23 protein-coding genes are annotated in these 21681 nt (G+C 72.9%); 14 read left to right on the top strand and 9 right to left on the bottom strand.

Translation table 11 applies throughout. From position 1 onward, the window contains the following. The first annotated feature begins 163 nt into the window (after nt 1-163). From ACGFZF_RS05700 to ACGFZF_RS05680, 5 genes are all read left to right on the top strand, one after another. On the top strand, nt 164-2530 hold the full coding sequence (locus ACGFZF_RS05700; protein ID WP_393551248.1) for a SpoIIE family protein phosphatase: 2367 nt from the start codon (nt 164-166) through the stop codon (nt 2528-2530). Between the two features lie 201 nt (nt 2531-2731). Continuing rightward, complete coding sequence (locus ACGFZF_RS05695; protein WP_393551247.1) at nt 2732-3070, top strand: hypothetical protein; 339 nt, start codon at nt 2732-2734, stop codon at nt 3068-3070. A 194-nt stretch (nt 3071-3264) separates the two neighbouring features. Beyond that, entirely contained in the window at nt 3265-3579 is a 315-nt protein-coding gene (locus tag ACGFZF_RS05690; RefSeq protein ID WP_393551246.1) for a hypothetical protein, read from the top strand. Between the two features lie 378 nt (nt 3580-3957). Beyond that, nucleotides 3958-5571, top strand: a complete 1614-nt coding sequence (locus tag ACGFZF_RS05685) for a TROVE domain-containing protein (protein WP_393551245.1) — start codon at nt 3958-3960, stop codon at nt 5569-5571. An 87-nt stretch (nt 5572-5658) separates the two neighbouring features. Further along, nucleotides 5659-6285 carry a hypothetical protein gene (locus tag ACGFZF_RS05680; protein WP_393551244.1) on the top strand — a complete coding sequence of 209 codons (627 nt, stop codon included), beginning with the start codon at nt 5659-5661 and terminating at the stop codon, nt 6283-6285. Between the two features lie 88 nt (nt 6286-6373). On the opposite strand, the gene ACGFZF_RS05675 is transcribed toward ACGFZF_RS05680, so the two are convergent. Further along, nucleotides 6374-7288 carry a UbiA family prenyltransferase gene (locus ACGFZF_RS05675; RefSeq protein WP_393551243.1) on the bottom strand — a complete coding sequence of 305 codons (915 nt, stop codon included), beginning with the start codon at nt 7286-7288 and terminating at the stop codon, nt 6374-6376. A gap of 281 nt (nt 7289-7569) precedes the next feature. Here ACGFZF_RS05675 and ACGFZF_RS05670 point away from each other — a divergent pair, with 281 nt between their 5' ends. The 3 genes from ACGFZF_RS05670 to ACGFZF_RS05660 are packed head-to-tail and all read left to right on the top strand — an operon-like array spanning nt 7570 to nt 10272. Next, entirely contained in the window at nt 7570-8703 is a 1134-nt protein-coding gene (locus tag ACGFZF_RS05670) for a type III polyketide synthase (protein ID WP_393551242.1), read from the top strand. 7 nt (nt 8704-8710) lie between these two features. Further along, complete coding sequence (locus tag ACGFZF_RS05665) at nt 8711-9247, top strand: isoprenylcysteine carboxyl methyltransferase family protein (protein ID WP_393551241.1); 537 nt, start codon at nt 8711-8713, stop codon at nt 9245-9247. Beyond that, entirely contained in the window at nt 9244-10272 is a 1029-nt protein-coding gene (locus tag ACGFZF_RS05660) for an NAD(P)/FAD-dependent oxidoreductase (RefSeq protein ID WP_393551240.1), read from the top strand. The genes ACGFZF_RS05665 and ACGFZF_RS05660 overlap by 4 nt, the downstream gene beginning before the upstream one ends. A 10-nt stretch (nt 10273-10282) precedes the next feature. On the opposite strand, the gene ACGFZF_RS05655 is transcribed toward ACGFZF_RS05660, so the two are convergent. The 3 genes from ACGFZF_RS05655 to ACGFZF_RS05645 form a co-directional block, all read right to left on the bottom strand. Continuing rightward, the gene (locus tag ACGFZF_RS05655; RefSeq protein WP_393551239.1) at nt 10283-10831 is read right to left on the bottom strand and encodes a hypothetical protein; all 549 of its coding nucleotides are present in this window, start codon (nt 10829-10831) and stop codon (nt 10283-10285) included. A gap of 126 nt (nt 10832-10957) precedes the next feature. Continuing rightward, nucleotides 10958-11482, bottom strand: coding sequence for a hypothetical protein (locus tag ACGFZF_RS05650; protein WP_393551238.1), 525 nt, complete (start codon nt 11480-11482; stop codon nt 10958-10960). Then, nucleotides 11482-11727 carry a helix-turn-helix transcriptional regulator gene (locus ACGFZF_RS05645; RefSeq protein ID WP_147981539.1) on the bottom strand — a complete coding sequence of 82 codons (246 nt, stop codon included), beginning with the start codon at nt 11725-11727 and terminating at the stop codon, nt 11482-11484. The genes ACGFZF_RS05650 and ACGFZF_RS05645 overlap by 1 nt, the downstream gene beginning before the upstream one ends. 285 nt (nt 11728-12012) lie before the next feature. On the opposite strand from ACGFZF_RS05645, the gene ACGFZF_RS05640 reads away from it, so the two are divergent. Beyond that, entirely contained in the window at nt 12013-12570 is a 558-nt protein-coding gene (locus tag ACGFZF_RS05640; RefSeq protein WP_393551237.1) for a hypothetical protein, read from the top strand. A 217-nt stretch (nt 12571-12787) separates the two neighbouring features. On the opposite strand, the gene ACGFZF_RS05635 is transcribed toward ACGFZF_RS05640, so the two are convergent. Both ACGFZF_RS05635 and ACGFZF_RS05630 read right to left on the bottom strand, forming a co-directional pair. After that, a complete protein-coding gene (locus tag ACGFZF_RS05635) occupies nt 12788-13222 on the bottom strand; it encodes an ester cyclase (RefSeq protein ID WP_393551236.1) in 435 nt (144 codons plus the stop codon). A gap of 98 nt (nt 13223-13320) precedes the next feature. After that, a complete protein-coding gene (locus tag ACGFZF_RS05630) occupies nt 13321-13680 on the bottom strand; it encodes a hypothetical protein (protein WP_393551235.1) in 360 nt (119 codons plus the stop codon). Nucleotides 13681-13928: 248 nt separating this feature from the next. On the opposite strand from ACGFZF_RS05630, the gene ACGFZF_RS05625 reads away from it, so the two are divergent. The 3 genes from ACGFZF_RS05625 to puuE all read left to right on the top strand — a co-directional run bounded on the left by ACGFZF_RS05625 (nt 13929) and on the right by puuE (nt 16567). After that, nucleotides 13929-14825 carry an NAD-dependent protein deacetylase gene (locus tag ACGFZF_RS05625; RefSeq protein ID WP_393551234.1) on the top strand — a complete coding sequence of 299 codons (897 nt, stop codon included), beginning with the start codon at nt 13929-13931 and terminating at the stop codon, nt 14823-14825. 139 nt (nt 14826-14964) lie between these two features. Continuing rightward, nucleotides 14965-15522 carry a DinB family protein gene (locus ACGFZF_RS05620; RefSeq protein WP_393551233.1) on the top strand — a complete coding sequence of 186 codons (558 nt, stop codon included), beginning with the start codon at nt 14965-14967 and terminating at the stop codon, nt 15520-15522. A 136-nt stretch (nt 15523-15658) separates the two neighbouring features. Then, nucleotides 15659-16567 (top strand): allantoinase PuuE, encoded by a 909-nt coding sequence (puuE, locus tag ACGFZF_RS05615; protein ID WP_393551232.1) that lies wholly within the window; start codon nt 15659-15661, stop codon nt 16565-16567. 94 nt (nt 16568-16661) lie between these two features. Here puuE and ACGFZF_RS05610 read toward each other — a convergent pair whose 3' ends face one another. After that, nucleotides 16662-17864 carry an erythromycin esterase family protein gene (locus ACGFZF_RS05610; protein ID WP_393551231.1) on the bottom strand — a complete coding sequence of 401 codons (1203 nt, stop codon included), beginning with the start codon at nt 17862-17864 and terminating at the stop codon, nt 16662-16664. Between the two features lie 58 nt (nt 17865-17922). Here ACGFZF_RS05610 and ACGFZF_RS05605 point away from each other — a divergent pair, with 58 nt between their 5' ends. Beyond that, nucleotides 17923-18708 carry a TioE family transcriptional regulator gene (locus ACGFZF_RS05605; protein ID WP_393551230.1) on the top strand — a complete coding sequence of 262 codons (786 nt, stop codon included), beginning with the start codon at nt 17923-17925 and terminating at the stop codon, nt 18706-18708. A gap of 168 nt (nt 18709-18876) precedes the next feature. Here the strand turns inward: ACGFZF_RS05605 and ACGFZF_RS05600 are convergent, their stop codons facing one another. Further along, nucleotides 18877-19101, bottom strand: a complete 225-nt coding sequence (locus ACGFZF_RS05600) for a hypothetical protein (protein WP_393551229.1) — start codon at nt 19099-19101, stop codon at nt 18877-18879. A gap of 469 nt (nt 19102-19570) precedes the next feature. On the opposite strand from ACGFZF_RS05600, the gene ACGFZF_RS05595 reads away from it, so the two are divergent. Then, entirely contained in the window at nt 19571-20314 is a 744-nt protein-coding gene (locus tag ACGFZF_RS05595) for a class I SAM-dependent methyltransferase (RefSeq protein WP_393551228.1), read from the top strand. 83 nt (nt 20315-20397) lie between these two features. Here the strand turns inward: ACGFZF_RS05595 and ACGFZF_RS05590 are convergent, their stop codons facing one another. After that, nucleotides 20398-21597 (bottom strand): FAD-dependent monooxygenase, encoded by a 1200-nt coding sequence (locus ACGFZF_RS05590; protein WP_393551227.1) that lies wholly within the window; start codon nt 21595-21597, stop codon nt 20398-20400. Nucleotides 21598-21681: the final 84 nt, after the last annotated feature.

The following is a 21681-nucleotide window of genomic DNA, read 5'->3' as shown; positions in this document are numbered from 1 at the left end:
GGCCCCACGACCGTCCGGCGGCGCCCGTCCGGCCCCGCCACGTCCGCCGCGCGGCGAGACGCGTCCGCCGCACGGTGAAAGGGAGAAGTACGCGAAAAGGCCTGCACAGGCACGAAGCACCATAATGAGAGCGTTGCAGCCTCGACCGGGCGGTGATCCTTCCATGCGCTCGACCTCCCCTCGGGACGACGGTCCTCTCGGCGACGTCGCCACCGCGCTGATCGACGCCCGGGGAGTCGTGGTGTCCTGGTCCGACGCCGCCTCACGCCTCCTGGCCCGTGCGGCCGGGGAGGTACGGGGGCGCTCGGTCCTGCGCCTGGTGGCCGACCCGGCCGGGCTTCCTCGCGGCCTCCCGGAAGCCGGCGGCCTTCCCCTCGACGGCACGGTGCGGCTCAGCGGCGGAACGGGCGATGTCGACGTGGAGTACCGCGTGCTGCCCACGGCGTCACCCGATCGCTTCGTCGCCCTGGCCGTGCCCGCCGACCGGGCCGCGGACGTACGGCACGGCACCACGCTGCTGCGCGCGCTGCTGGCCCAGGACGCCATCGGTGTCGTCCTGCGGGACACGGACCTGGCCGTCGTGCTGACGAACCGCACACCCGGCCTGTTCGGCGAGGTGCCGTACCGGACGGGCACCCGGCTCGCGGACGTCATGCACGCCGAGGACGCCGCGAAGGCGGAGGCGTCGCTGCGCGAAGTGCTGGAGACCGGCGATCCGGTGGTCAACCGCAAGCAGCGCGTACGCTCCCTCGCCACCCCTTCGGCGGAGTGGGACTTCTCCGTCTCCGCCGTGCGGCTGGAGGACGAAGGCGGCCGCCCCGACGGGGTCGTCGTCCTCCTCACCGACGCCACGGAGCAGTTCCAGGCCGCACACCGGCTGGAGCTGCGCCATCGGATGTCCAGCACGGTCGGACGGTCCCTGGACATCGTCAAGACGGCTCAGGACATCGCCGACGTGCTGGTGCCCGCCTTCGGCGACCTCGCCTGGGTGGACCTGGCGGAGGACGTCCTGAACGGCGACGAACCGTCCAAGACCTTCGGTGGCGGCGACCTGCACCTGCGCCGCGCCGCCGTGTCTCCCGGGGACGTGCCCTGGGCGCCGGAGCTCCTGCAGCCCGGGGCGAGCATCCCGGCGCTACCCGACCGCCCCCTGGTGCGCCTGCTCCAGCAGGGGCGCGCCATCACCGTCGACCGGGCGACCCTGGAGCGCGGTCTGGCCGATCCCGACTTCGTGCGCGCCGCGGCCCCGGAGAAGGGGCACTCGCTGGCCGTCGCGCCGCTCTTCGCCCGGGGCCTGGTGCTGGGCGTCGCCGGGGTCTGGCGCACCGAGCGTCCCGGGCCGTTCGACCAGCGGGACATCGACCTGCTGTCCGAGGTCGCCTCGCACGCCGCGCTGGCGGTGGACAACGCACGTCGCTACACCCGCGAGCACCGTGCCGCGGTGGCACTGCAGGAGCACCTGCTCCCTCAGGCCGTCACCCGCACCACGGTGCTGGAGACGGCCGGCCACTACCTGCCGGCCTCCGGGGGCGCCGAGATCGGCGGTGACTGGTACGACGCCATCGCCCTGCCCTCGCTGCGCACGGCCCTCGTCGTCGGGGACGTCGCCGGCCACGGGCTCCACGCCAGCGCGACCATGGGAAGGCTGCGCACGGCCGTCCACACGCTGGCCGACCTCGAACTCCCTCCGGACGAGCTGCTCACGCATCTCGACGACCTCGTGGTCCGGTTGGCGGCCGAGGCGGAGCCCGGGCAGCGCGACGCGGTCGGCGCCACGTGCCTGGTGGTGCTGCACGACCCGGTCGCCGGCCAGTGCACGGTGGCCGCCGCGGGACATCCTCCGCCCGTCCTCGTGCTCCCGGACGGCACGGCGGACGCCGTGCCGCTCCTCCCCGGACCACCGCTCGGCGTCGGGGGAATGCCGTTCGAGACGACCACGGTCGACGTACCGCCGGGCAGCCTCCTCGCGCTGTTCACCGACGGTCTCATCGAGCGCTGCGGGGGCGAGGTGAGCGACGTCGTCGCCCGGCTGTCACCACCGCACGACCCCACGCGCCCGCTGCACATCCTGGGGAGTGCTCTCGTCGCCTCGGACCGTCCCCATGCGGCGCGCGACGACACCGCTCTGCTGCTGGCCCGCACCGCGCCCCTGCCCGCCGACGCGGTCGCCCAGTGGGAGTTCCCCACCGATCCGGCGGCCGTCGCCGGCGCCCGCGCCGCCGTCACGGAACAGCTGTCGGCCTGGGGACTCGACGACATGGGCTTCACCACCGAACTGATCGTCAGCGAGCTCGTCACCAACGCCATCCGCTACACGAAGGGCCCCGTGGGGTTGCGTCTGATCCGCGACACCTCGCTGATCTGCGAGGTCAGCGATCCCAGCAACACGCAGCCGCGGCTGCGGCGCGCCCGTATCACCGACGAAGGGGGCCGTGGCCTGTTCCTCGTCGCCCAGATCGCCGCTCGGTGGGGAAGCCGCCACGGGCTCGAGGGCAAGACCATCTGGGCGGAGCAGCCGCTGCCGTCGTGACCGGGCGGCCGGGGGCGGACGTGAAATCGCCTGCGGCCAGGGAGGCCGCCGTGACGCGCGATGACGCCCGTGAAGGGGCTGGAAGGAATCCCGCCCGGGGAATCGGCAGTGCGGCTCGGAACGGCTTGACCTGCCGTTTCACGCCCCTTCGATACGGGCACAGGCGGACAGCCAGTACGTTCGGCCCGGGAGGGGACGCCGATGCTGCTCAGCCACGATGCCCATGACGGTGCGCTGCGAATCACGCTGCACCGGAACCTCGACATCACCAACCGTGCGGCGGCGGCGCTGCAGATCGAGGCGCTGATCGCCGCCTACCGGCCCGCCCGCGTCGTCATCGAGCTGACCAGCACCCCGCCGTCCCTGGCCACGCTGAGCGCGATCGCGCGGGCGAAGAGGAGGTGCGAAGGCCTGGACGTCCCTCTCGCCCTGGTCGAGGCGGCCGCCGGACCGGAGCCCACCACCGAGCCGGGCCCGGTCCGAGAGGCCGGCGGAGACCCCCGCCTGCCCGGGCAGGCCTCGGCCGAGGCGACCTCGTAGGTGGTTCCGGCAGCGGCCGTACCTCCGGCTGCCGGGGGCGGGCCGACCGGCGGGCAGGACCGGTCGGCGCGGGTCTCCGGAGTTCGGTCTCGATGAGCGCGTCGGCTGGCTCCCGTCGGCCCCTCTCGTCACACTCGACCCCTGGCCTGTCAGGTACGCACTCCGCGTACCGGGAGCCGGTCCGGGAGGCATACATGGTCATCGACCACACGCTCGCAGACGGTGTCCTGCAGGTGACGCTCCTGCGGGAACTCGACATCACCACCCGGGCGGCGGCCGCCCTGGAGATCGAAGCCCTCGTCGCCACCCACCGGCCCGATCAGGTACTCGTCGAACTCCCTTCCCCGGTCCCGTCACCCGCCACGTTCAGCGCTCTCGCCCGGGCCCGGCGGATGTGTCAGAGCCTGGGCATCCCGCTCACCGCCACAGGTCCCGGGGCCGACTGGGACCGCCGAGCCGCGCGGCCGGCGCCCGTACGACTGGAAACCGGATCCCGCCAGGACCGGTAGCTCTCCGCGCGGCCCGAGCCCTCGGCCCCTCCGCGTCCGGGTACCCGAGGTCTCCCCCGCCTCCGGCCCGGACGGGGCCGGAAGCCGGTGTCGTGCGCCCGCCGGGGACGACGGACGGCCCTGAGAGCGGGCCCGCCGAATAATCGCTGGTGCGCGGTCCGGTGCCCCTTGTACGTTGGCGTCGCGACCGCGCCTCCGATGCGCCCGGCTGCGGCTACTTCTCTCTGACATCCAAGTGACGCCGCCGCCACCTCTGATCTCGGCAGGCGCGGCCGTCTTCGCCCCGGCGGGCTCGTGGGCCGGGGCCGTCCGATCGTCCGGATCCGGGGGGATTCACTGCCTCGTCACACCCCACGCGTCTCCAAGGAATGGTCCGAGATGCTCGTGGCGCCGCATGTCGCGGCGGCCGCCCGTTCGCTGACCCCACCCGCACGGCGCCTCCCTCGCGGGCCCGCCGGTGCCGCTCCGCTCACCTACCCGGGTGGTCCGGCCGTCTTCCGGGAACCCCGTGAGGAGCTCTTCCTCCTCGCGGTCGGCAACTTCGTCTCCCAGCAGACCTTCTACGAGAGCGGCCAGGAGCGGGACGACCGCTACGCCCGACTCGTCGGCGAACTCGCCGTCCGGGAACCCGAATGGACGGCCGGCCTGCTGCGCTGGCTTCGGAGCGAGGCCGACATGCGCTCGGCGTCCCTGGTCGGCGCCGCGGCGTACGTGCGGGCCCGGCTGCGCGCCGGGGTGTCCCTCGGCCCGTCCAACCGGACCGTGATCGACTCGGTGCTCCAGCGCGCCGACGAGCCCGGCGAGCTGCTCGCCCACTGGATCTCGGCGTACGGGCGGAACGTGCCGCAGCCGGTGAAGCGGGGCGTCGCCGACGCCGTACGCCGGCTGTACACGTCCCGGTCCCTGCTCAAGTACGACACCGCGTCCCGGGCCTTCCGCTTCGGGGACGTGCTCAACCTCGTGCACGCCTCCCCCGACCCGGCCAAGCCCTGGCAGGGCCCGCTCTTCCGGTACGCACTTGATCGCCGCCATCGTCCGGAACGCGCGGTGCCGCCGGTCTCCGACCGTCTGCTGACCGCCCATCGCGCCCTGATGGAGTCGGCCCCGGACGAGCGGCGGGCGCTGGTGACCGGACCGGACGGCCCGGAACGCCTGGCCGCGGCGGGCATGACGTGGGAAGCCCTGGCGGGCTGGCTGCACGGACCGATGGACGCCGCCGCATGGGAGGCGGTCATCCCGACGATGGCGCCGATGGCGCTCCTGCGGAACCTGCGGAACTTCGACGAGGCGGGAGTCTCGGACGACGTCGCGGCCGGGGTCGCCGCACGGCTCGCGGACGCCTCCGAGGTGGCCAGGTCCCGGCAGTTCCCCTTCCGGTACCTGGCCGCCCACCGGCACGCGCCGTCGGAGCGCTGGACAGCCGCGCTGGAACAGGCGTTGGGGCACTCCCTGGCCAACGTACCGGCGCTGCCCGGCCGGACGCTGATCCTGGTGGACCGGTCCGACTCCATGTTCTGGGACACCGTCTCCGAACGGTCCCGACTGACCCGCGCGGACGCGGCGGCCGTGTTCGGCACGGCACTCGCCCTGCGCGCCGAAGCGGCGGACCTGGTGGAGTTCGGCTGGGGCAGCGCGACGGTGCCGTTCGAGCCGGGGGAGCCCGTACTCGAGGTGCTGAAACGGTTCCACAGTCTCGGCGGCACCTACACCAGCAAGGCGCTGCGGAAGCACTACCGGGAGCACGACCGGGTCCTGATCGTCACCGACGAACAGACGGCCTCCTACGACCCCATCAGGCCGAAGGAACCGGTCCCGGCCCGCATCCCGCTCTACACGTGGAACCTGGCCGGGTACCGGCCGGCCAGCGCGCCGACCGGCAGGCACCGGCACACCTTCGGCGGCCTCTCGGACGCCGCGTTCCGCATGGTCGGCCTCATCGAGGCCCAGCGGGAGGCCGCGTGGCCGTGGACCGTGGAGCCGGGCGGGAGCTAGGGGGTGTCGTCCGGGGAGGTCCTGTCCGCGGAGTCTCGCACCGCTCCCGGATCGAAGCGTGTCAGGGGCGGCTGACAGGATCCGGGGGTGCTGATCGAGGAATACGAGGACGGGCCGCTCGTCGCCGGCGAGTCACTGATGACCCGGCCCGGCTTCTGGTCGAGCTACTTCCTGCAGGTGTACGGCGACGAACCGGGTGACGCGCGCCCGGATCCGGAGTGGTTCGGCGATGACGCTGCCGATACCGATGCCCTGTCCGAGGTGCTCGTCGACCCGGAGCGTTGGCCGGTGTTCCGGGTACCGACCGAACACGGTCCGGGAGTTGTGGTGATCTGCCGCAACCTGCCGGGCGAGTACGGCATCGACCACCTCCTCACCGGTCCGGGCCCGAGCGACGCCGGGCAGGTCGCGAGCCGGGATGGGGGCTACCCGGGGACCGGGCTGACGTGGGACGAGCTGGTTCGCATCGCGGACACCCCGCCGTCCCCCGTCACCCAAGGCGTCGAGGACCCTCCCGCCCGGCTCCTGTTGCTCCTCCCCCTGCTCGGCGATGCGGAGGTGCCGGAGTCCGCGAAGCCGCGGCTCTGTGCCGCCCTCGTGTCGGCCGGTGCGCCGCGGGACACCGCCTCCGCCACGGCGGAGCACCTGCTGACCGGCCTGACGGACAGGTCGCTGCACGATCCCGCCTGGGGATCGCCGCTGAGTGGCGGCTGAAGACGCTGACGACCCGTGGGCCCGCAGCGCCCGACCCGTACCGGCGGCTGCACGGACCGGACACCGGCCCCTCGTCCGCCTCCTTCGGTCACGGCCCGGCCGGTCCGACCGGGTGCGTGCCGCCGGCCAGCAGCAGGAGCACGGCGTCGGCTCCGGCCATGACCATGATGGCGGCGAACGGCAGGCGTCCGCCGGAGAGTGCGGGCGGGCCGGCCACCGAGATCAGGCAGAGCACCAGCGTCGTCCCGATCAGGACTCCCCCGCTCAGGGGCACGGATCCGGTCGGCCCGACCGCCAGCACCACGCAGGAGGCGAACGCCGTCACGGCGGCCCACGCCGCCGAGGCGCGCCGCCCGAGTCGCTGCGGCAGTCCGCGCACACCTCCCGCGAGGTCGTCCTCGATGTCCGGCAGCACGTTGGCGAAGTGGGCGCTGGTGGCCAGCAGGGCCGCCGCCGCCGTCAGCCACCAGGGCGGCCACGGCCGGCCCGGGAGGGCCAGCGTCACGAAGGCGGGGAGAAGGCCGAAGGCGACGGTGTACGGCAGCCAGGACAGGACCGTGCGCTTGAGCCACAGGTTGTAGGCCCAGGCGGCGGCGACGCAGCCGAGATGCACCGAGCCGGCCGGGAGCCCGCAGGCCAGCGACAGCGGAACGCAGGCGAGCAGGGCCACGAACGCCGCCGTGCCCACCACGCCCGGTCGCAGCGCCCCCACCGCCAGCGGCTTGTCCCGGCGTCCGGCGGCCCGGTCGCGGCGCAGGTCGGCCCGGTCGTTGCACCAGCCGACCGAGAGCTGGCCCGCGGCCACGGCGGCTACCGCCTTGAGGCCGGCGGCGGCACCCAGCCCGACGGCGGAGGCCAGCAGCGCGGTGAGGCCCGTCACCGCGGCCGCGGGCACCGGATGACTGGCCTTCAGAAGAGCTACGAGGAGGCGCGTTTCGACGCGCGTCGGCGCCGGTGGATGCCCGGTGCGGTGGTGGGGTCCTTCATCGGTGGTGGCGGGCATCGCACCACGTTAAGGGCCGGCCCGTCATCCGCGGTGGGTCGGCGCGCGGCGTCGGATGCGGTGTGTCGCAAGGCGGCGGGTCGTCCTCGTACCAGGCGTACCCGGGCGATCCGGCAACGAAGCGTGGGGGGCACGGCACCGCCCGCCCAGAAGACGGGGGGTGTCGCGGGCGCCGGCGTCGCGCGCGGCACCCGGGGAACGCGGGACCGCCCTGAGGGGACGGCGCGCCCGCGAAGACCGGGTTCAGGCTGTGGGCGGCGCCGTGTCCCTATGTTGGAGCGATGACGCGCGTCCTCGCGGTGAGCACGGCCTTCCCTCCGCACCGCTACCTGCAGCAGGAGATCACCGACGACCTGGTCTCCAGCCTGCCGCCGGGGACCGACAGCGGCCTCCTGCGCCGGCTGCATGCGGCGGCCCGCGTGGAGACGCGTCATCTCGCCCTGCCCCTGGACCGCTACCGCGACCTCGGCACCTTCGGCGAGACCAATCGGCTCTTCGTCGAACTGGCCGCCGATCTGGGGGCCGACGCGGCCCGGCAGGCGCTCGACGAGGCGGGCGTGCGCCCGGAAGAGGTCGACCTGGTCGTCTCGACGACCGTCACGGGGATCGCGACGCCCTCCCTGGATGCCCGTCTCGCCTCCCGGATCGGCCTGCGGCCCGACGTCAGGCGCATGCCCTTGTTCGGGCTCGGCTGCTCGGGGGGCGCCGCCGGGCTTGCTCGTGTCCACGACCACCTCGGCGGCCGGCCGCACAGCACCGCTCTGCTTCTGTCCACCGAGCTGTGCTCGCTCACCTTGCAGCGGGCGGACATGTCGATCGCGAACCTGGTGGCCGGCAGTCTCTTCGGGGACGGGGCCGCCGCGCTGGTGGCCGCCGGCAGCGGCCGCCACCGTGCGCCGACGGGCACGGCCGCAGCTCCGGACGTTCCCGCCGCGCCGGCGACCCGCGGAGCAACCGGAGTTGCCGAAGGTGCCGGAGCCGCCGGAGCCACGGTCGTGGCCACGCGCAGTCGCCTGTACCCCGGGACCGAGCACCTGCTCGGCTGGGACGTCGGCGAATGGGGCTTCAGCCTGGTACTGGGCCCGGAACTCCCCGATCTCGTCAGGCTTCATGTGAGCGAGGAGGTGGAGTCCTTCCTCGCCGAGCACGACCTCAAGCCCTCGGACGTCGCGGCGTGGATCGTCCACCCCGGCGGCCCCAGGATCCTGGACGCGCTCGCCGAGGAACTCGGCCTGCCGGACGCGGCCCTCGCCACGAGCCGCCGCGCCCTCGCCGCGACCGGGAACCTGTCCTCCGCCTCGGTGCTGCAGATCCTCCGTGACACGCAGCTCGCACAACCGCCGCCCGGGACGACCGGGCTGATGCTCGCCCTCGGGCCCGGTGTCTCGTCCGAACTCGTCCTCCTGACCTGGTGAGGGTGGCATGACGCCGTACGCCGTACTGATCCTCCTGGTCATCGCCGAGCGCTTCGCGGAACTCGCCGTCGCCCGCCGCAACGGCGCCTGGAGCCGAGCCCGCGGTGCCCGCGAGTACGGGGCCGGGCACTACCCCACCATGGTCGCCCTGCACACCGCGCTGCTGGCCGGCTGCCTCGTCGAGCCGTGGGTGGCCGACCGGCCCTTCCTGCCGCTGCTCGGCTGGCCCGCCCTCGCTCTCGCCCTCGCCGCCCAAGGGCTGCGCTGGTGGTGCATCGGCACCCTGGGCCCCCGCTGGCACACCCGTGTGCTGATCGTCCCCGACCTTCCGCTCGTCACCTCCGGCCCGTACCGGTATCTCCGGCATCCCAACTACGTGGCCGTCGTCGTCGAGGGCGTGGCCCTCCCCCTGGTGCACACCGCGTGGATCACCGCCCTGGGGTTCTCGCTCCTGAACGCGGCCTTGCTGGCGACACGCATCCGCTGCGAGAACTCGGCGCTGGCGCCGTCACGTTCCCTCTCCGTCCCCGGCGCCGCGCCGTGATCGACCTCCTCGTCGTCGGAGGCGGTCCGGCGGGGCTGGCCACCGCGATCCACGCGGTGCGGTGCGGTCTCGACGTCGTGGTCGCCGAGCCCCGTCCGGCGCCCGTCGACAAGGCCTGCGGGGAGGGACTCATGCCCGCGGCGGTCCGCGCTCTCCGGGAGCTCGACGTGCAGGTGGCCGGTCAGGCCCTTCGGGGCATCCGCTACGTCGACGCCACCGGGAGCCGACGCGCCGAAGCCGTCTTCCGCACCGGGCACGGCCTCGGCGCCCGCCGCACTCTGCTCCACGAGGCGCTCACCGCCCGCGCTGCCGAACTCGGTGTTCCGGTCGTCCCCCATCGCGTCCGGCAGGTGAGCCAGCACGACACGCACGTCTCCGCGGACGGCATGACCGCCCGCTACCTGGTGGCGGCGGACGGGCTGCACTCCCCCACCCGCCGCGCGCTCGGCCTGACGGTGCGGCCGGACGCCCGGCGGCACCCACCGCGATACGGGCTGCGCCGGCACTACGCCGTCGAGCCGTGGAGCGACCTGGTGGAGGTGCACTGGTCGGCCGAGTGCGAGGCGTACGTGACGCCGCTCGGGCCACGCCAGATCGGCGTCGCCCTCCTCACGTCCCACCAGGGCCCCTACGAAGCCCAGTTGGCGAACTTCCCGGTTCTGCTCTCCCACATGGGCACGGCCCACGGGACCCCGGTCAGAGGCGCCGGTCCGCTGCGTCAGCAGGCCCGCTCCCGGGTCGCCGGCCGGGTGCTCTTCGTCGGCGACGCGGCCGGATACGTCGACGCGCTGACGGGCGAGGGACTCACCCTCGCCCTGTCCTCGGCGGACGCGCTGGTGCGGTGCCTGCGGGAAGACCGTCCTGAGGCGTACGAACGCGCGTGGTGCCGCCTGTCCCGCGCCTACCGTCTCCTGACGACGTCCTTGCTCTGGGCCCGGAACCGGCCTCGATTGGCCCCGTTGATCACCCCGGCGGCGGCCCGCTTCCCCGGCCTGTTCCAGCGCGCCGTGAATCTGCTCGCCTGACCGGCGTCCGTCAGCTCCCGACCGCTTCCGCACGCGACCCGCCGCTCGCCCGCATCCCCAGGACCATCGCCGTCGCCGTGCCCCAGAGCGACAGCGCGGCGCCCATGCCGACCACCAGCCGCACGGACGTGTCCGAGCCGTCGGCGAGATGGACGACCGCCCCGGCGGCTCCCGCCGCGACCAGCAGCCCCGCCGGGACCTTCAGACGAGGCTGTTCGAACGTCGCCGCGAGGGGCACGAAGTGCAGCCCGACGACGACCGCGACCAGCGGCGGGATGAGAGCCGGCACGCCCGCCGCGGAGCAGCCCACGGCCACGCCGGCGATCAACAACCACTGGAGACCGTTGACTTGATTGAAACGACGACGCCGCCCGCTGTCGGCGAGCGGGTCCGGGCGCGACCCGTCGAAGAGGCGCCGGGCCGTCAGCAGCAGGCCGACCGTGGCCGCGACCCCGGCCAGGACCGCGACGAGCCAGACCGCCCCCGTGAACGCGCTGGCACCGAGAAGCCACCAGCCGAAACCGAACAACGCAAGAATCCCCACCCCTGACTTGAACATGCCGAAACCCTAGACTCCAGGCGTCGGCGCCGCCACATGATCGCGCAGCGCCGGGGCCGGACTTCGGCGGCCCGTTCCCCACGGGCCACCGAAGTCCCCCACCTGCTCCCGCAGAAGCCGCCCGCCCTACACCTCGGCGTCGGAGTCGTCTGAGTCGTCGGCCAGATCGTCCTGGACACGCAGCCCCGCCACCCACAGCGGCATCATCCAGTGCAGGGCGAGCACCCCGACCAGCACCGGGAGCACCGACGCCCGCGGCTCCGCGTCCGACAGGACGCCGTAGCCGCCCGCCGCACATGCGGCGGCCACCAGCAGCCACAGGGTGATCCGATGGGCCAGGGCGCGCACCCGGTCGCGCTCGACGAGCTGGCGCTCGTCGAGCATGCGGCCGCGCAGTTCGAGGAGCCCGCGGGTGGACCCGTTGAGCATCCCGGTCAGCAGGACCCAGGGCAGCAGCACCGCGGCGAGGAGCCCGGCCGGCCCGAGCCCCGAGGCGGACACCGTGCCGATCCATGCGCCCACCCCGACGCCGGTGAGCACGATGTGAGCCCCCACCAGAAGCCGACGGCGCCCCTTCGTCGCATAGAAGGCGGCCGCCCGGCGGTCGTTCATCACGGCGTACATCCGCCGGTCGTAGCGCGTCGTGGTCATCACTGCTTCCTCCCGTAGACCTCGTCCGTGAGCGGCTGGAACGGCTCCAGGGAGAACAACGCCTCCACCGGCAGCGCGAAGAACCTGGCCACCTTCAACGCCAGGTCCAGGCTGGGGTTGTACTGGCCCCGCTCGATATAGCCGATGGTCTGGTAGTGGACACCCACCGCCTCGGCCAATGCCTGCCGCGACACCTTCCGCTCAGCGCGGACCACAGCCAACCTGTTGTGAACCTGCTCGCTCATGTATAAGAAGTACTACATTCGAGTGTAGGAGCACAACAGGCAGCGTGAGAAGGGGTGTCGCGGTCCGGGGTCGCTCTCGCCGGCCGCGCCGCGCGGGCGACTCGGCGACCGGCAGCGCGGTTTCAGCGGATCGCCGGCGCCTGGCCGCCATGCCCGCTCCCGGCTCGGACATCCGTCGTCTGCCGCCCGCATCCACGCGCACAGCGAAGTAGCCGAGTGGGCGCAGGCGCAACCACGGCCGAACGGGGGAATGCTTCGAACCCACCGGACTGCGAGGAGAGCGGAATGGCGTGGACCGATTCGGCAGCAGCCCTGGCCGGCGTCTGTGTGGGCGGGCTCATCTCCTTCCTGACCTCGACACGGGCGGAGAGCGCACGACGCAGGAACGACCAGGAGGCCAGGTGGACGGAACTTCGTCTCTCCGCCTACGAGACGTACGGGCAGGCGGTGGGCCGGTTGGCGACCGCCGCATGTTCTCTCGCCGCAACCACAGGGCTGATGCGGGGGCCTCAGCCGGTGGAGCCTGCCGAGGGTGCCCGGCACATCGCCGAGGCAGACCGTGACGTGGCCCTCGCATACGAACGCGTGCACCTCGTGGGGGACGCGCCGACGGCACAGGCGGCTCGCCGGCTGCGCATCCAGGCATGGGAGCTGTCCGACTGCGCGCAAGGCCTCGTACCTGCCACTGCCGAGAGCTGGGAGGCTTCCTACGACCGGTTCCGGGTGGCCCGCGCGCGGTTCCAGGACTCCGCTCGTGCCGATCTCCACGTACCCGGACACGGCGCCGACCGCAGTCCGGAGGGAAACAGCATTCCCAGGCCGCCCCGGCCCGCAAGCCCTTGAGCCACGAGGGCTCCCGAGGCGCGGGGGCCGGTCGTCCGGTGCGGCTTTCGCTCGTCCGGGCCCGGGGTTCAGCCGAGCTGTTCGGGCAGTCCGACGCCGGAATCCGCACCCGAGACGCAGCCGCCGGGCCGTGCTCACATCCGCTGCCGGACCGCCGTCCGGCGCCCACCGTCGTGGTGAACGCCTCCGGCGGCGGTCCATGGCCTTCCGGTGCTCGTCAGGAGGGGAGGGCGCCGAGCTGGCGCAGCTGCGTGAGGACGTCGACGACGCCGCGGATCTCGACGATCCGCCCCTCGGCGAAGCGGAAGATGAAGATCTCGTTGTAGCTGACGGACCTTCCGGTGGGCGCCAGGCCCTGGTAGACGCCCTGATGGGTCCCCGTCACCGTGTTCCTGGCGACGACCTTGTCTCCCTCCGCGACCGTCTCCTCGAGGGTGACACGGATGTCGGGAAACGCGCTCAGGAGCACGTCCCAGACCCGCTTCAGAGCCTCCGCGCCTGTCGCGCCCATCGGTACCGGCGCGTGGAAGCGCACGTCCGGTGCGACGAACTCGTCGATGGCCTTCGACACGACGCTCGGATCGCCGCTGTTCACGGCGGAGTGGAACCGGTTGAGCGCCTCCGTGTTGTGTGCTGTCGCCGCTGCCGACATGCGGTGCCTCCTCTGGATGCTGCTGGACGAAGTCTCGGTGATGAGACGCCGCAGCCTCCGGGAATGTGACGCGACGCGTGTGCGCGTCGCGACCAGGATCAATCGGCCACGAGGATCTCGGAGAGGCTCACGGCGGGACACCCGAAGATCTCCGACAACGCGCTTTGCTGGAACCCGGTCAAAGGGCGGACGAAGACGACCAGGTCAGCGGCGGCCGCTTCACGGGCGGCGGTCACCTCCCGTACCTTTCCCCTCCCCAGCACGGTCCGTGAGGAATAGGGCAGCGCCATCTTCCCCACCCCGCCGGCCGAGACCCCCCGCCGCTGCACGAACCGCCCGACGACCCGTGCGCCCCGCGCCGCCAGTTCCCCGGCCGCCGCGTCCATGCGGGCGACGAAGTCCTTCTCCTTCGCGGAGAAGTAGCCGACGATCAGCACATCGGCCCCGGCGACCGGCACGGGCGGCGCGACCCGGGGGCGCGCCGAGGCCGCCCTCACGCGCGGGGAGGGGCGCCGGTCGCGTCTACGGGGCTGCTGCACGAGCCACAGGCTAGGGGGTGTCTTGTCATGGCTGCCACCTGCGGTGACACTCGCTCTTCCCGTTCCCGCGTCGCCCCGCTCCGCCGCATCGGCGACCGCGAGCAGGTGGGCGAGACGCCGCCGCGGGGGGGGCGGCGGTCGGGTCCGGTGTTTCGTACCCTGGCGGCATGAGGATGCGTCCCACTCTCAGCTGGACCCCCACCGAGGACCTGCCGCCGGGCATCACGGATCCGGGTCCGGTCGCCGATGCGCTGGCGGCCGGCGGGGTGCTGGTGCTGAGCGGAGCGGGGCTCTCCACCGAGTCGGGCATCCCCGACTACCGCGGTGAGGGCGGCAGCCTGAGCCGGCACACCCCGATGACCTACCAGGACTTCACCGGTGGCCCCCAGGCCAGGCGCCGTTACTGGGCGCGCAGCCATCTCGGCTGGCGCACCTTCGGCCGTGCCCGCCCGAACGCCGGGCATCGGGCGGTGGCCGCGTTCGGGCGGCACGGTCTGCTGTCGGGTGTCATCACCCAGAACGTCGACGGCCTGCACCAGGCCGCGGGCAGCGAGGACGTCGTGGAGCTGCACGGCAGCCTGGGGCGGGTCGTCTGCCTTTCCTGCGGCGCCGTCAGCCCGCGCCGTGAACTCGCGGAGCGGCTGGAGGAGGCCAACCGGGGATTCGAGCCGGTGGCGGCCGGAATCAACCCGGACGGCGACGCCGACCTCTCCGACGAGCAGGTCGGCGGCTTCCGCGTCGTGCCCTGCCTGGTCTGCGGCGGCGTTCTCAAACCGGACGTGGTGTTCTTCGGCGAGGCCGTCCCGCCCGCGCGGGTCGAGCACTGCCGCCGACTGGTCCGCGAGGCGGCCTCCCTCCTGGTCCTGGGCTCCTCGCTGACGGTGATGTCCGGGCTGCGGTTCGTCCGCGAGGCGGCCCAGGCCGGGAAGCCCGTACTGATCGTCAACCGCGACCCGACCCGCGGGGACCGGCATGCCCTCACCCGCGTCGCACTCCCCCTGGGAGCAGCGCTCACCACCGTGGCCGCCCGGCTCGGCCTCCCCGCCGACGGCCAGGCGCCCTGACGCCCTGACGCCCTGGCCGGGGTGACGGCAGCGTGGAGCGGCGGCGGCGCCCGGCTTCCGGGTGCGACGGATCCGTACGGCGGCCGCCGACGGAAAACGCGGTGGCGCACCGGGGCCGGCGCGGATCACCATGCACTCCATGAGTGATCAACCCGCGCGATGGAGCCAGGCGACCGTCTACACCGACATGTGGGCCGACCCGAACGACGACCCCCGCGACAACGAGAGCAGCCCCGAGGGCGAGCTCGCGACCCTGCTGGACTTCCTCACGAACTACCGCATCACCCTTCGCATGAAGTGCGACGGCCTGGACGCGGAACAACTCGCCCGCCGCTCCGTTCCGCCCTCGACGATGTCGCTGCTCGGCCTGATCCGGCATCTCGCCGAGGTGGAACGCGACTGGCGCAACTGGCTCGGCCAGGGGGAACCGCTGCCGAAGCTGTACGGCGTTAAGGACGCGGACTTCCACGAAGCCGTCGCCGACCAGGCCATGGTCGACGCCGCGTATGCCGATCTGGAGCGCGAGCAGGCGGCGACCGACGCGGCGCTGGCCGGATACGCCGACCTGGGCGAGCGGGTGGGGAAGGACGCCGTCTCGATCCGGGAGCTGATGGTCCACAGGATCGACGAGTACGCCCGTCACAGCGGACACGCGGACCTGCTGCGCGAATGCGTCGACGGAAGGGTCGGCCAGTAGCACCGGTCCCGCCTCGCCGGCCGGCACCGGTTGGGCGACCGCCGGCACGACATGGGGCGGGGGGGCGTGGCACGACTCCTAGGGCGTGTGGCGTGGTCCCGCCGCCCTGACGTGGTGCGACGGTAGGGTGCGGCCCGTGTCCGAGCATGAGCGCGACCTCGTCGGGTACGGCGCCGAGCCGCCGCACGCCGCGTGGCCCGGTGGCGCCCGCGTCGCCGTCAGCCTCGTCCTCAACTACGAGGAGGGCGGAGAGCGGAGCGTCGTCGAGGGCGATCCCGCCTCCGAGGGTTATCTGCACGAGATCATCGGCGCGCCACCCGTGGTCGGCGGGCGCGACCTGAACGTCGAGTCGATGTTCGCGTACGGCTCCCGGGCCGGGTTCTGGCGCATCCATCGCACGCTCGCGGCGCACGGCGTCCCGCTCACGGTGTACGCCGTGGGCCGGGCGCTCGAGCGCAATCCCGGGGTGGCGAGGGCGATGGCCGCCGCCGGCTGGGAGGTGGCGAGCCACGGCTGGCGCTGGATCGACTACCGGCACGTGCCCGAGGACGTCGAGCGTGCGGACATCGCGCGCTCGATCTCGACGATCGAGCGGCTCGTCGGCCGCCGTCCGGTCGGCTGGTACACCGGCCGTACGAGCCCGCGCACCCGGGGCCTCGTCGCCGAGGAAGGGGGCTTCCTCTACGACTCCGACGACTACTCGGACGACCTGCCGTTCTACGTCGAGGCCGCCGGCCGGCCGCACCTCGTGGTGCCGTACAGCCTCGACGCGAACGACTTCAAGTTCCTCATCGTGCACGGTTTCACGACCGCCGAGGACATGCTCGCGTACCTGGTCGACACGTTCGACACTCTTTACGACGAGGGCGCCGAGCGCCCGCGCATGATGAGTGTCGGCCTGCACTGCCGGATCATCGGCAAGCCCGGCCGCATCCGCGCGCTCGACGGCTTCCTGCGGCACGTCGCGCGGCGTGGCGGAGCCTGGGTCGCCACCCGCGAACAGATCGCCCGCCACTGGCTCGGCACGCATCCGCCGTCGCGCTGAGTGCGGGGCGCCGCGCGCGGATCCGGCGTCGTGCGCCCGCCGGGCCGACGGCGCACCGCCCACGGCGAGGCCGGGTGCCGGCGCAGGCGCCGCATCAGCTTCGCGGGACGTCCCCGACGAACACGAGGCCGTCCATGGTCGGCAGGTGGGCCGGGTCGAGCGGGGCGTAGCCGAACCACGGGGAGACGCGCGGTGCGGGCAGGGAGGCGCCGAGAGTGGCGGAAAGTCGCCGGGGGTCGACGAGGCAGCGGTCCTCGGGGAGCCCGTACAGCAGTCCTTCGACGGTGTCCGGCGGCGGCGTGTCCACCCCCTGGTGCCGGATCGTGCCCAGGGCGGTCGCCACGAAGGCGTACTCCTCCCCCAGCCGCGCGCTCGCCAGCGCACCGGCGCTCCACCACTCCAGGAGTTCTCCGCCCATCCTCATCGAGCTCTTCTCCCTCTGGAGGTGGGCGTTGTGGGCGTGGACGAGCGCGGGGCCGCGGGCCGCGACGGCGAGGAGGTTGTCGGCCATCATCTGGTCCCGCAGCCCCACCAGTCGTGTCAGGCGGGCGGGTGAGGTGTCGGCCGTCCAGGAGTGGTAGCGCAGCAGGCCGACGGCGGTGCGGGCGTACAGGCGGACTCGGTCCCAGTCCTCCGGCGAGGTCGCCGCGAGCAGCTGCGGGCTCTGAGCGGCGAGCAGTGCCGTCATGTCGTCGGCGTGCAGCCGCAGCTCACCGGCCTCGTCCGACCGCCCGATCGACCGGGTCGGGTCCATCATCGCCGCGGGTTCGGTCCATCGTTCGTCGGCGCCGAGGAGGCGGTCGAGCGTCTCGGCCGTGCAGGGGAGCAGGGACGCGTCGACCCGGGCGGCGAGGTAGCCGTGGAGCGCGGTGAGTGCCTGACGAGGGCTCGCGGCGCCGCTGATCTCCAGCGGGCCGTCGATGCCTGCGAAGCGGAGCCGCTCGGAGGGGGGCAGTCCGTCGTTGTGGGCGCGCATCCAGCGCACGAGGTCGCGGTTGGCCGCCGAGGTGCCCCAACCGTGGCTGAAGCCGTGTTCCATGACCTCGTCGAGGCTGCCGGCACCGGAGGTGACGTGGTCGTCCACGAGGAGGCCCCGCAGGCAGTCGCTCTCGATGGCGACGGCCCGGTAGCCGTGCTGCTCGACGAGGTCGCGGAAGAGTTCGTTGCGGAGTTCGAGCAGCGTGTCCTCGCCGTGGGTGGGCTCGCCCAGAGCGAGCAGTCGGGGCCGGGTCGGCAGCAGCCGCATGACGGCGGCAGCCTCGACGGCGTGGGCGGTGTCCTTGATGTCGGTCGCCATGCCTTCAACGGTATCGCTGAACCGACGGTTGAGACTTCTGCGCGATATCGTCGGTCTCATGGGGAAGAACCTTCAAAGTGGTGCACGGCTGAGGCCGATCGATCTGGCGCGTGAGGGCGGACTGTCCACGCAGGCGGTCAGGAACTACGAGGAGGCCGGCATCCTTCCGGCCGCCGCGCGCACTCCCCACGGCTACCGCACGTACACCCCGCTGCACGCCGGGGCCCTCCGTGCGTTCCTCGCCCTGGTGCCGGGCCACGGTCACCGGACGGCGACGTCGATCATGCGGGCGGTGAACGAGGGCGGGGTCGACGAGGCGTTCCGCCTCATCGACGAGAGCCATGCCCAGCTCCTCGACGACCGGCGAACCCTCCAGGCCGTGGAGAGCGCCCTGCGCGGCCTGGGGCCCGACCGGGGCTCCGCTCCGGTGTCGGCGGGGGGTACGGCTGCGCGGTCCGGGGAGGCCGCGGAGCCGAGGGCGGAAGCGGAGTCCGGACCCGGCGGCACGTTCATCGGGCCGCTGGCGCAGAGGCTCGGCATCCGGCCGGCGACTCTGCGCAAATGGGAGGGCGCCGGGCTGGTGCGGCCGCACCGGGATCCCCGGACCGGCTATCGCGTCTACGACGACGCCGACGTACGTGACGCCCGGCTGGCGCACCAACTCAGGCGGGGCGGCTATCTCCTGGAGCAGATCGCCCCGTTGATCACCCAGGTGCGGGCAGCCGGTGGGCTGGCACCCCTGGAGGAAGCGCTGCGCGACTGGCACGGCCGGCTCTCCGCCCGCGGGCGCGCGATGCTGACCGGGGCCGCGGAGCTCGCGGCCTACCTCGACGCACGCGGGTGAGGCGGCGGCCACGGGAGACCGGGGCGGGAAGGATCGCCCGGCGCCCACGCGCCCGATCGGGCCGTGCGGACCGTGCGGGCCGGCAGGTGCGTCGATGCCGAAGGCGGGTCGACGAGGCAGGATCGTCACCGCACGGGGGGGGCGAGCCTGTACCGGCCCGCCCCTCCGTCACACGACCTGGCCGGCTCTCGGGCGGGATCTCCACTCGCGGCGCAGGACGAAGGACCGCAGGACCGCGATCGCGAGGAACACCACGCCGAAGGCGGCTCGTTGCCACTCCCCGACCGTGAAGTACCAGTAGAGGCACATCACGCCGAAGGAGAGGCTCGCGGCGATGACCAGGGGCTCGCGGATCCAGTACGGCAGGACGCGAAGTATCAGGTTGATCAGCATGCGGTCAGTTGAACAGGCGGTCCCCCTGCGCGCAGTGGCGGAAGCCACAGTTCCTGATGCGGTGCCGCCGACCGCGCCAACGGCTGCTCACGGTGATGACCTGCTCCTTCACCGCCCGCGTTCGAGACGCGCGGCCGCTCGGCGCCGGGCCGTGAGCAGACCGGCGCGGCGGAGAACGGCGAGGTGACGGGACACCGCGGGCCCCCACCGGCCGGCGGCGCACCCCGGTCGGCACAGCCCGTCGGCGGCACGGAGCGCGTCCGTTCCCAGAGTGCTGGTCAACTGCCCTGAGCTGCTCGAGCGTTGGGTGATACGAACGCGAGGGGGCGGTTTCTTCGTGTCATCTGCCAGTACGAACGGCCGGACCGGGCGCAGCAGACTTTCGAGCACGACGCGGCGGCCGGCCCGTGGATCCGGGAGGCACCGGCGTGCCCGCGTACAGGTGAGGAAGCACGGAAGGGGACGGCGCGTGAGCGTGCAGCAGTACGACCGGATCGGTGAGGCGTTCGAGGGGTTCAAGTCCCTGCCACTGACACGCTACGGGGAGGTGCCGAGCTTCCTGGGCCTGGTCGGGGACGTGACGGGCAAGACGGTTCTCGACCTGGCGTGCGGGACCGGTTTCTACAGCAGGGAGTTCAGGCGGCGCGGGGCCACGGACGTCTTCGGGGTGGACATCTCCGTAGAGATGATCGCCGCCGCACGTGAGATCGAGCAGCGTGACCCGCTCGGAGTGCGTTACGAGGTCGGCGACGTCGCCGAGTTGCGGACCGACGGCCGGCGCTTCGACGTCGCGTTGGGGGTGCAGTGCCTCAACTACGCGCGGGACATCGCGGAGATGGAGCGGATGTGCCGCAACGTCCACCGAAGCCTCGTGCCCGGCGGGGAGTTCTTCGTGCTCGCCCAGAAGCCCGACTACGGGTTCGACTGCCTGTCCCTGGACACGTACGGGTTCCGTTGCGAGCCCACCGGTGAGGAACTCGAGACGGGGCCGCGGGTGCGGGTGACCGCGCTCCTCGCCCCGGATCCGATCAGCATCGTCTCCACGGCCCCGCGCCGCGAGGTCTACGCAGAGTGTCTGCGCGCGGCCGGGTTCGGCGAGGTGGAGTGGGTTCCCCTACAGGTGTCCGAAGCAGGCATCCGCGAGTTCGGGGACGACTTCTGGGCGGACCTCCTCGCGCACCCGCCGCTGGAGATGCTGCGCTGTCGCGCCTGATCACCCGCGCACCCGCCGGCCGTGGTGCCGAGCCCACCCGGGGCCGGCACCACGGCCGTCCCTCACACCGGAGACGGCACCGGTCAACGGCTGACGTGGCGGGAGTCGGTGGAGTAGTCGGGCAGAGTCACCGTGCTGCTGACCTTCTCGCCCATGCGGAGCATGCCGTTCAGCAACAGCGGCCGGGAGAGCAGGGTGTTGCGGAGGCGTATGCCGGTGGCGGTCCGGGGAGCGAGGAACTTCCCGGTCCGGTCACCGCCCGCCTGGCAGCCCTGGGCGTACTTCCGCAGTCTGTCCTCGTACCGGGTGAAGGCCGCCCGGTGGTCCCCGCCGGATCGGGCGAGCTCACCGGCCAGCACATACGCGGCGACCACGGCGGTTCCGGTGCCCATGCCACCGATGGTCGCCCCGCAGGCGGCGTCGCCGATGAGGCCCACTCGGCCCTTCGACCAGGTGTCGACGTCCGCCCTGCTGATGGAGTCGAAGTAGAGGTCGGGGGCCCGGTGGAGGGAGTCGAGCAGGCGGGGCACCTCCCAGCCGAGGCCGGAGAAGGCGTCGGTGATCAGCCGCTTCTGCCGGTCGAGGTCGTGCCGGTCGTACGACAGCTCGGGCGCGGCGAAGACGAAGAACGCACCCGCCCGTGACGGATCCCGGTGGTGGGCGCCCACGGAGGCGAGCCGCCCCGGCACGTTGTAGCCGACCGATCCCTTGACCGGCGCGGGGGACTCGTCGTGGGACAGCTGCCAGGTGGCCGCGTAATAGCCGAGATGGCTGACGTAGTCGGCCTCCGGGCCGAAGGCGAGGCGGCGGACGTTGGAGTGCAGCCCGTCGGCTCCGATCACCAGGTCGAAGTCGCGTGAGGCGCCATGCCGGAAGTCGACGCGCACGCCGGACGCGGTCTCGGTGAGACCGGTGATCGAGTCGCCGAAGACGTACTCGGTGGTGGGGGCGCTGCGCTCGTGGAGCAATCGGACCAGGTCCCCGCGGACGACCTCGATCTCGCCGCCGGCGAACTCGGCCGGCAGGTGCAGCAGCGTCCGGTCGTTCTCGTCGACGAAGCGCATCGGGCTGCCGCCGGTCTGCACGCGGCGCAGTTCGGGGAGGAGCCCCATGCGTTCCAGGACGGCCAGGTGGGTCTCGCCGCGGAAGTCGACGGCCTGACCGCCCTCCCGCAGCGTGGGCGAGAGCTCGACCACGGTCGGGGTGAAGCCGTGGCGTCCCAGCCAGTAGGCCAGCGCCGGACCGGCGATGCTCGCGCCGGAGATGAGGACGGTCTTGTTCATGGGTCTCCCCCGCTCGGAAACTGTGTCCCTCAGAAACTGTGTCCCTCGGACACGAATTAATACTGTGTACGATAGACACAGTTC

Source organism: Streptomyces sp. NPDC048338, from assembly GCF_043201055.1.
Classification (GTDB): Bacteria; Actinomycetota; Actinomycetes; order Streptomycetales; family Streptomycetaceae; genus Streptomyces.
Note: the sequence above shows the minus strand (reverse complement) of the source record. Positions and strands in the feature narration are given on the sequence as shown.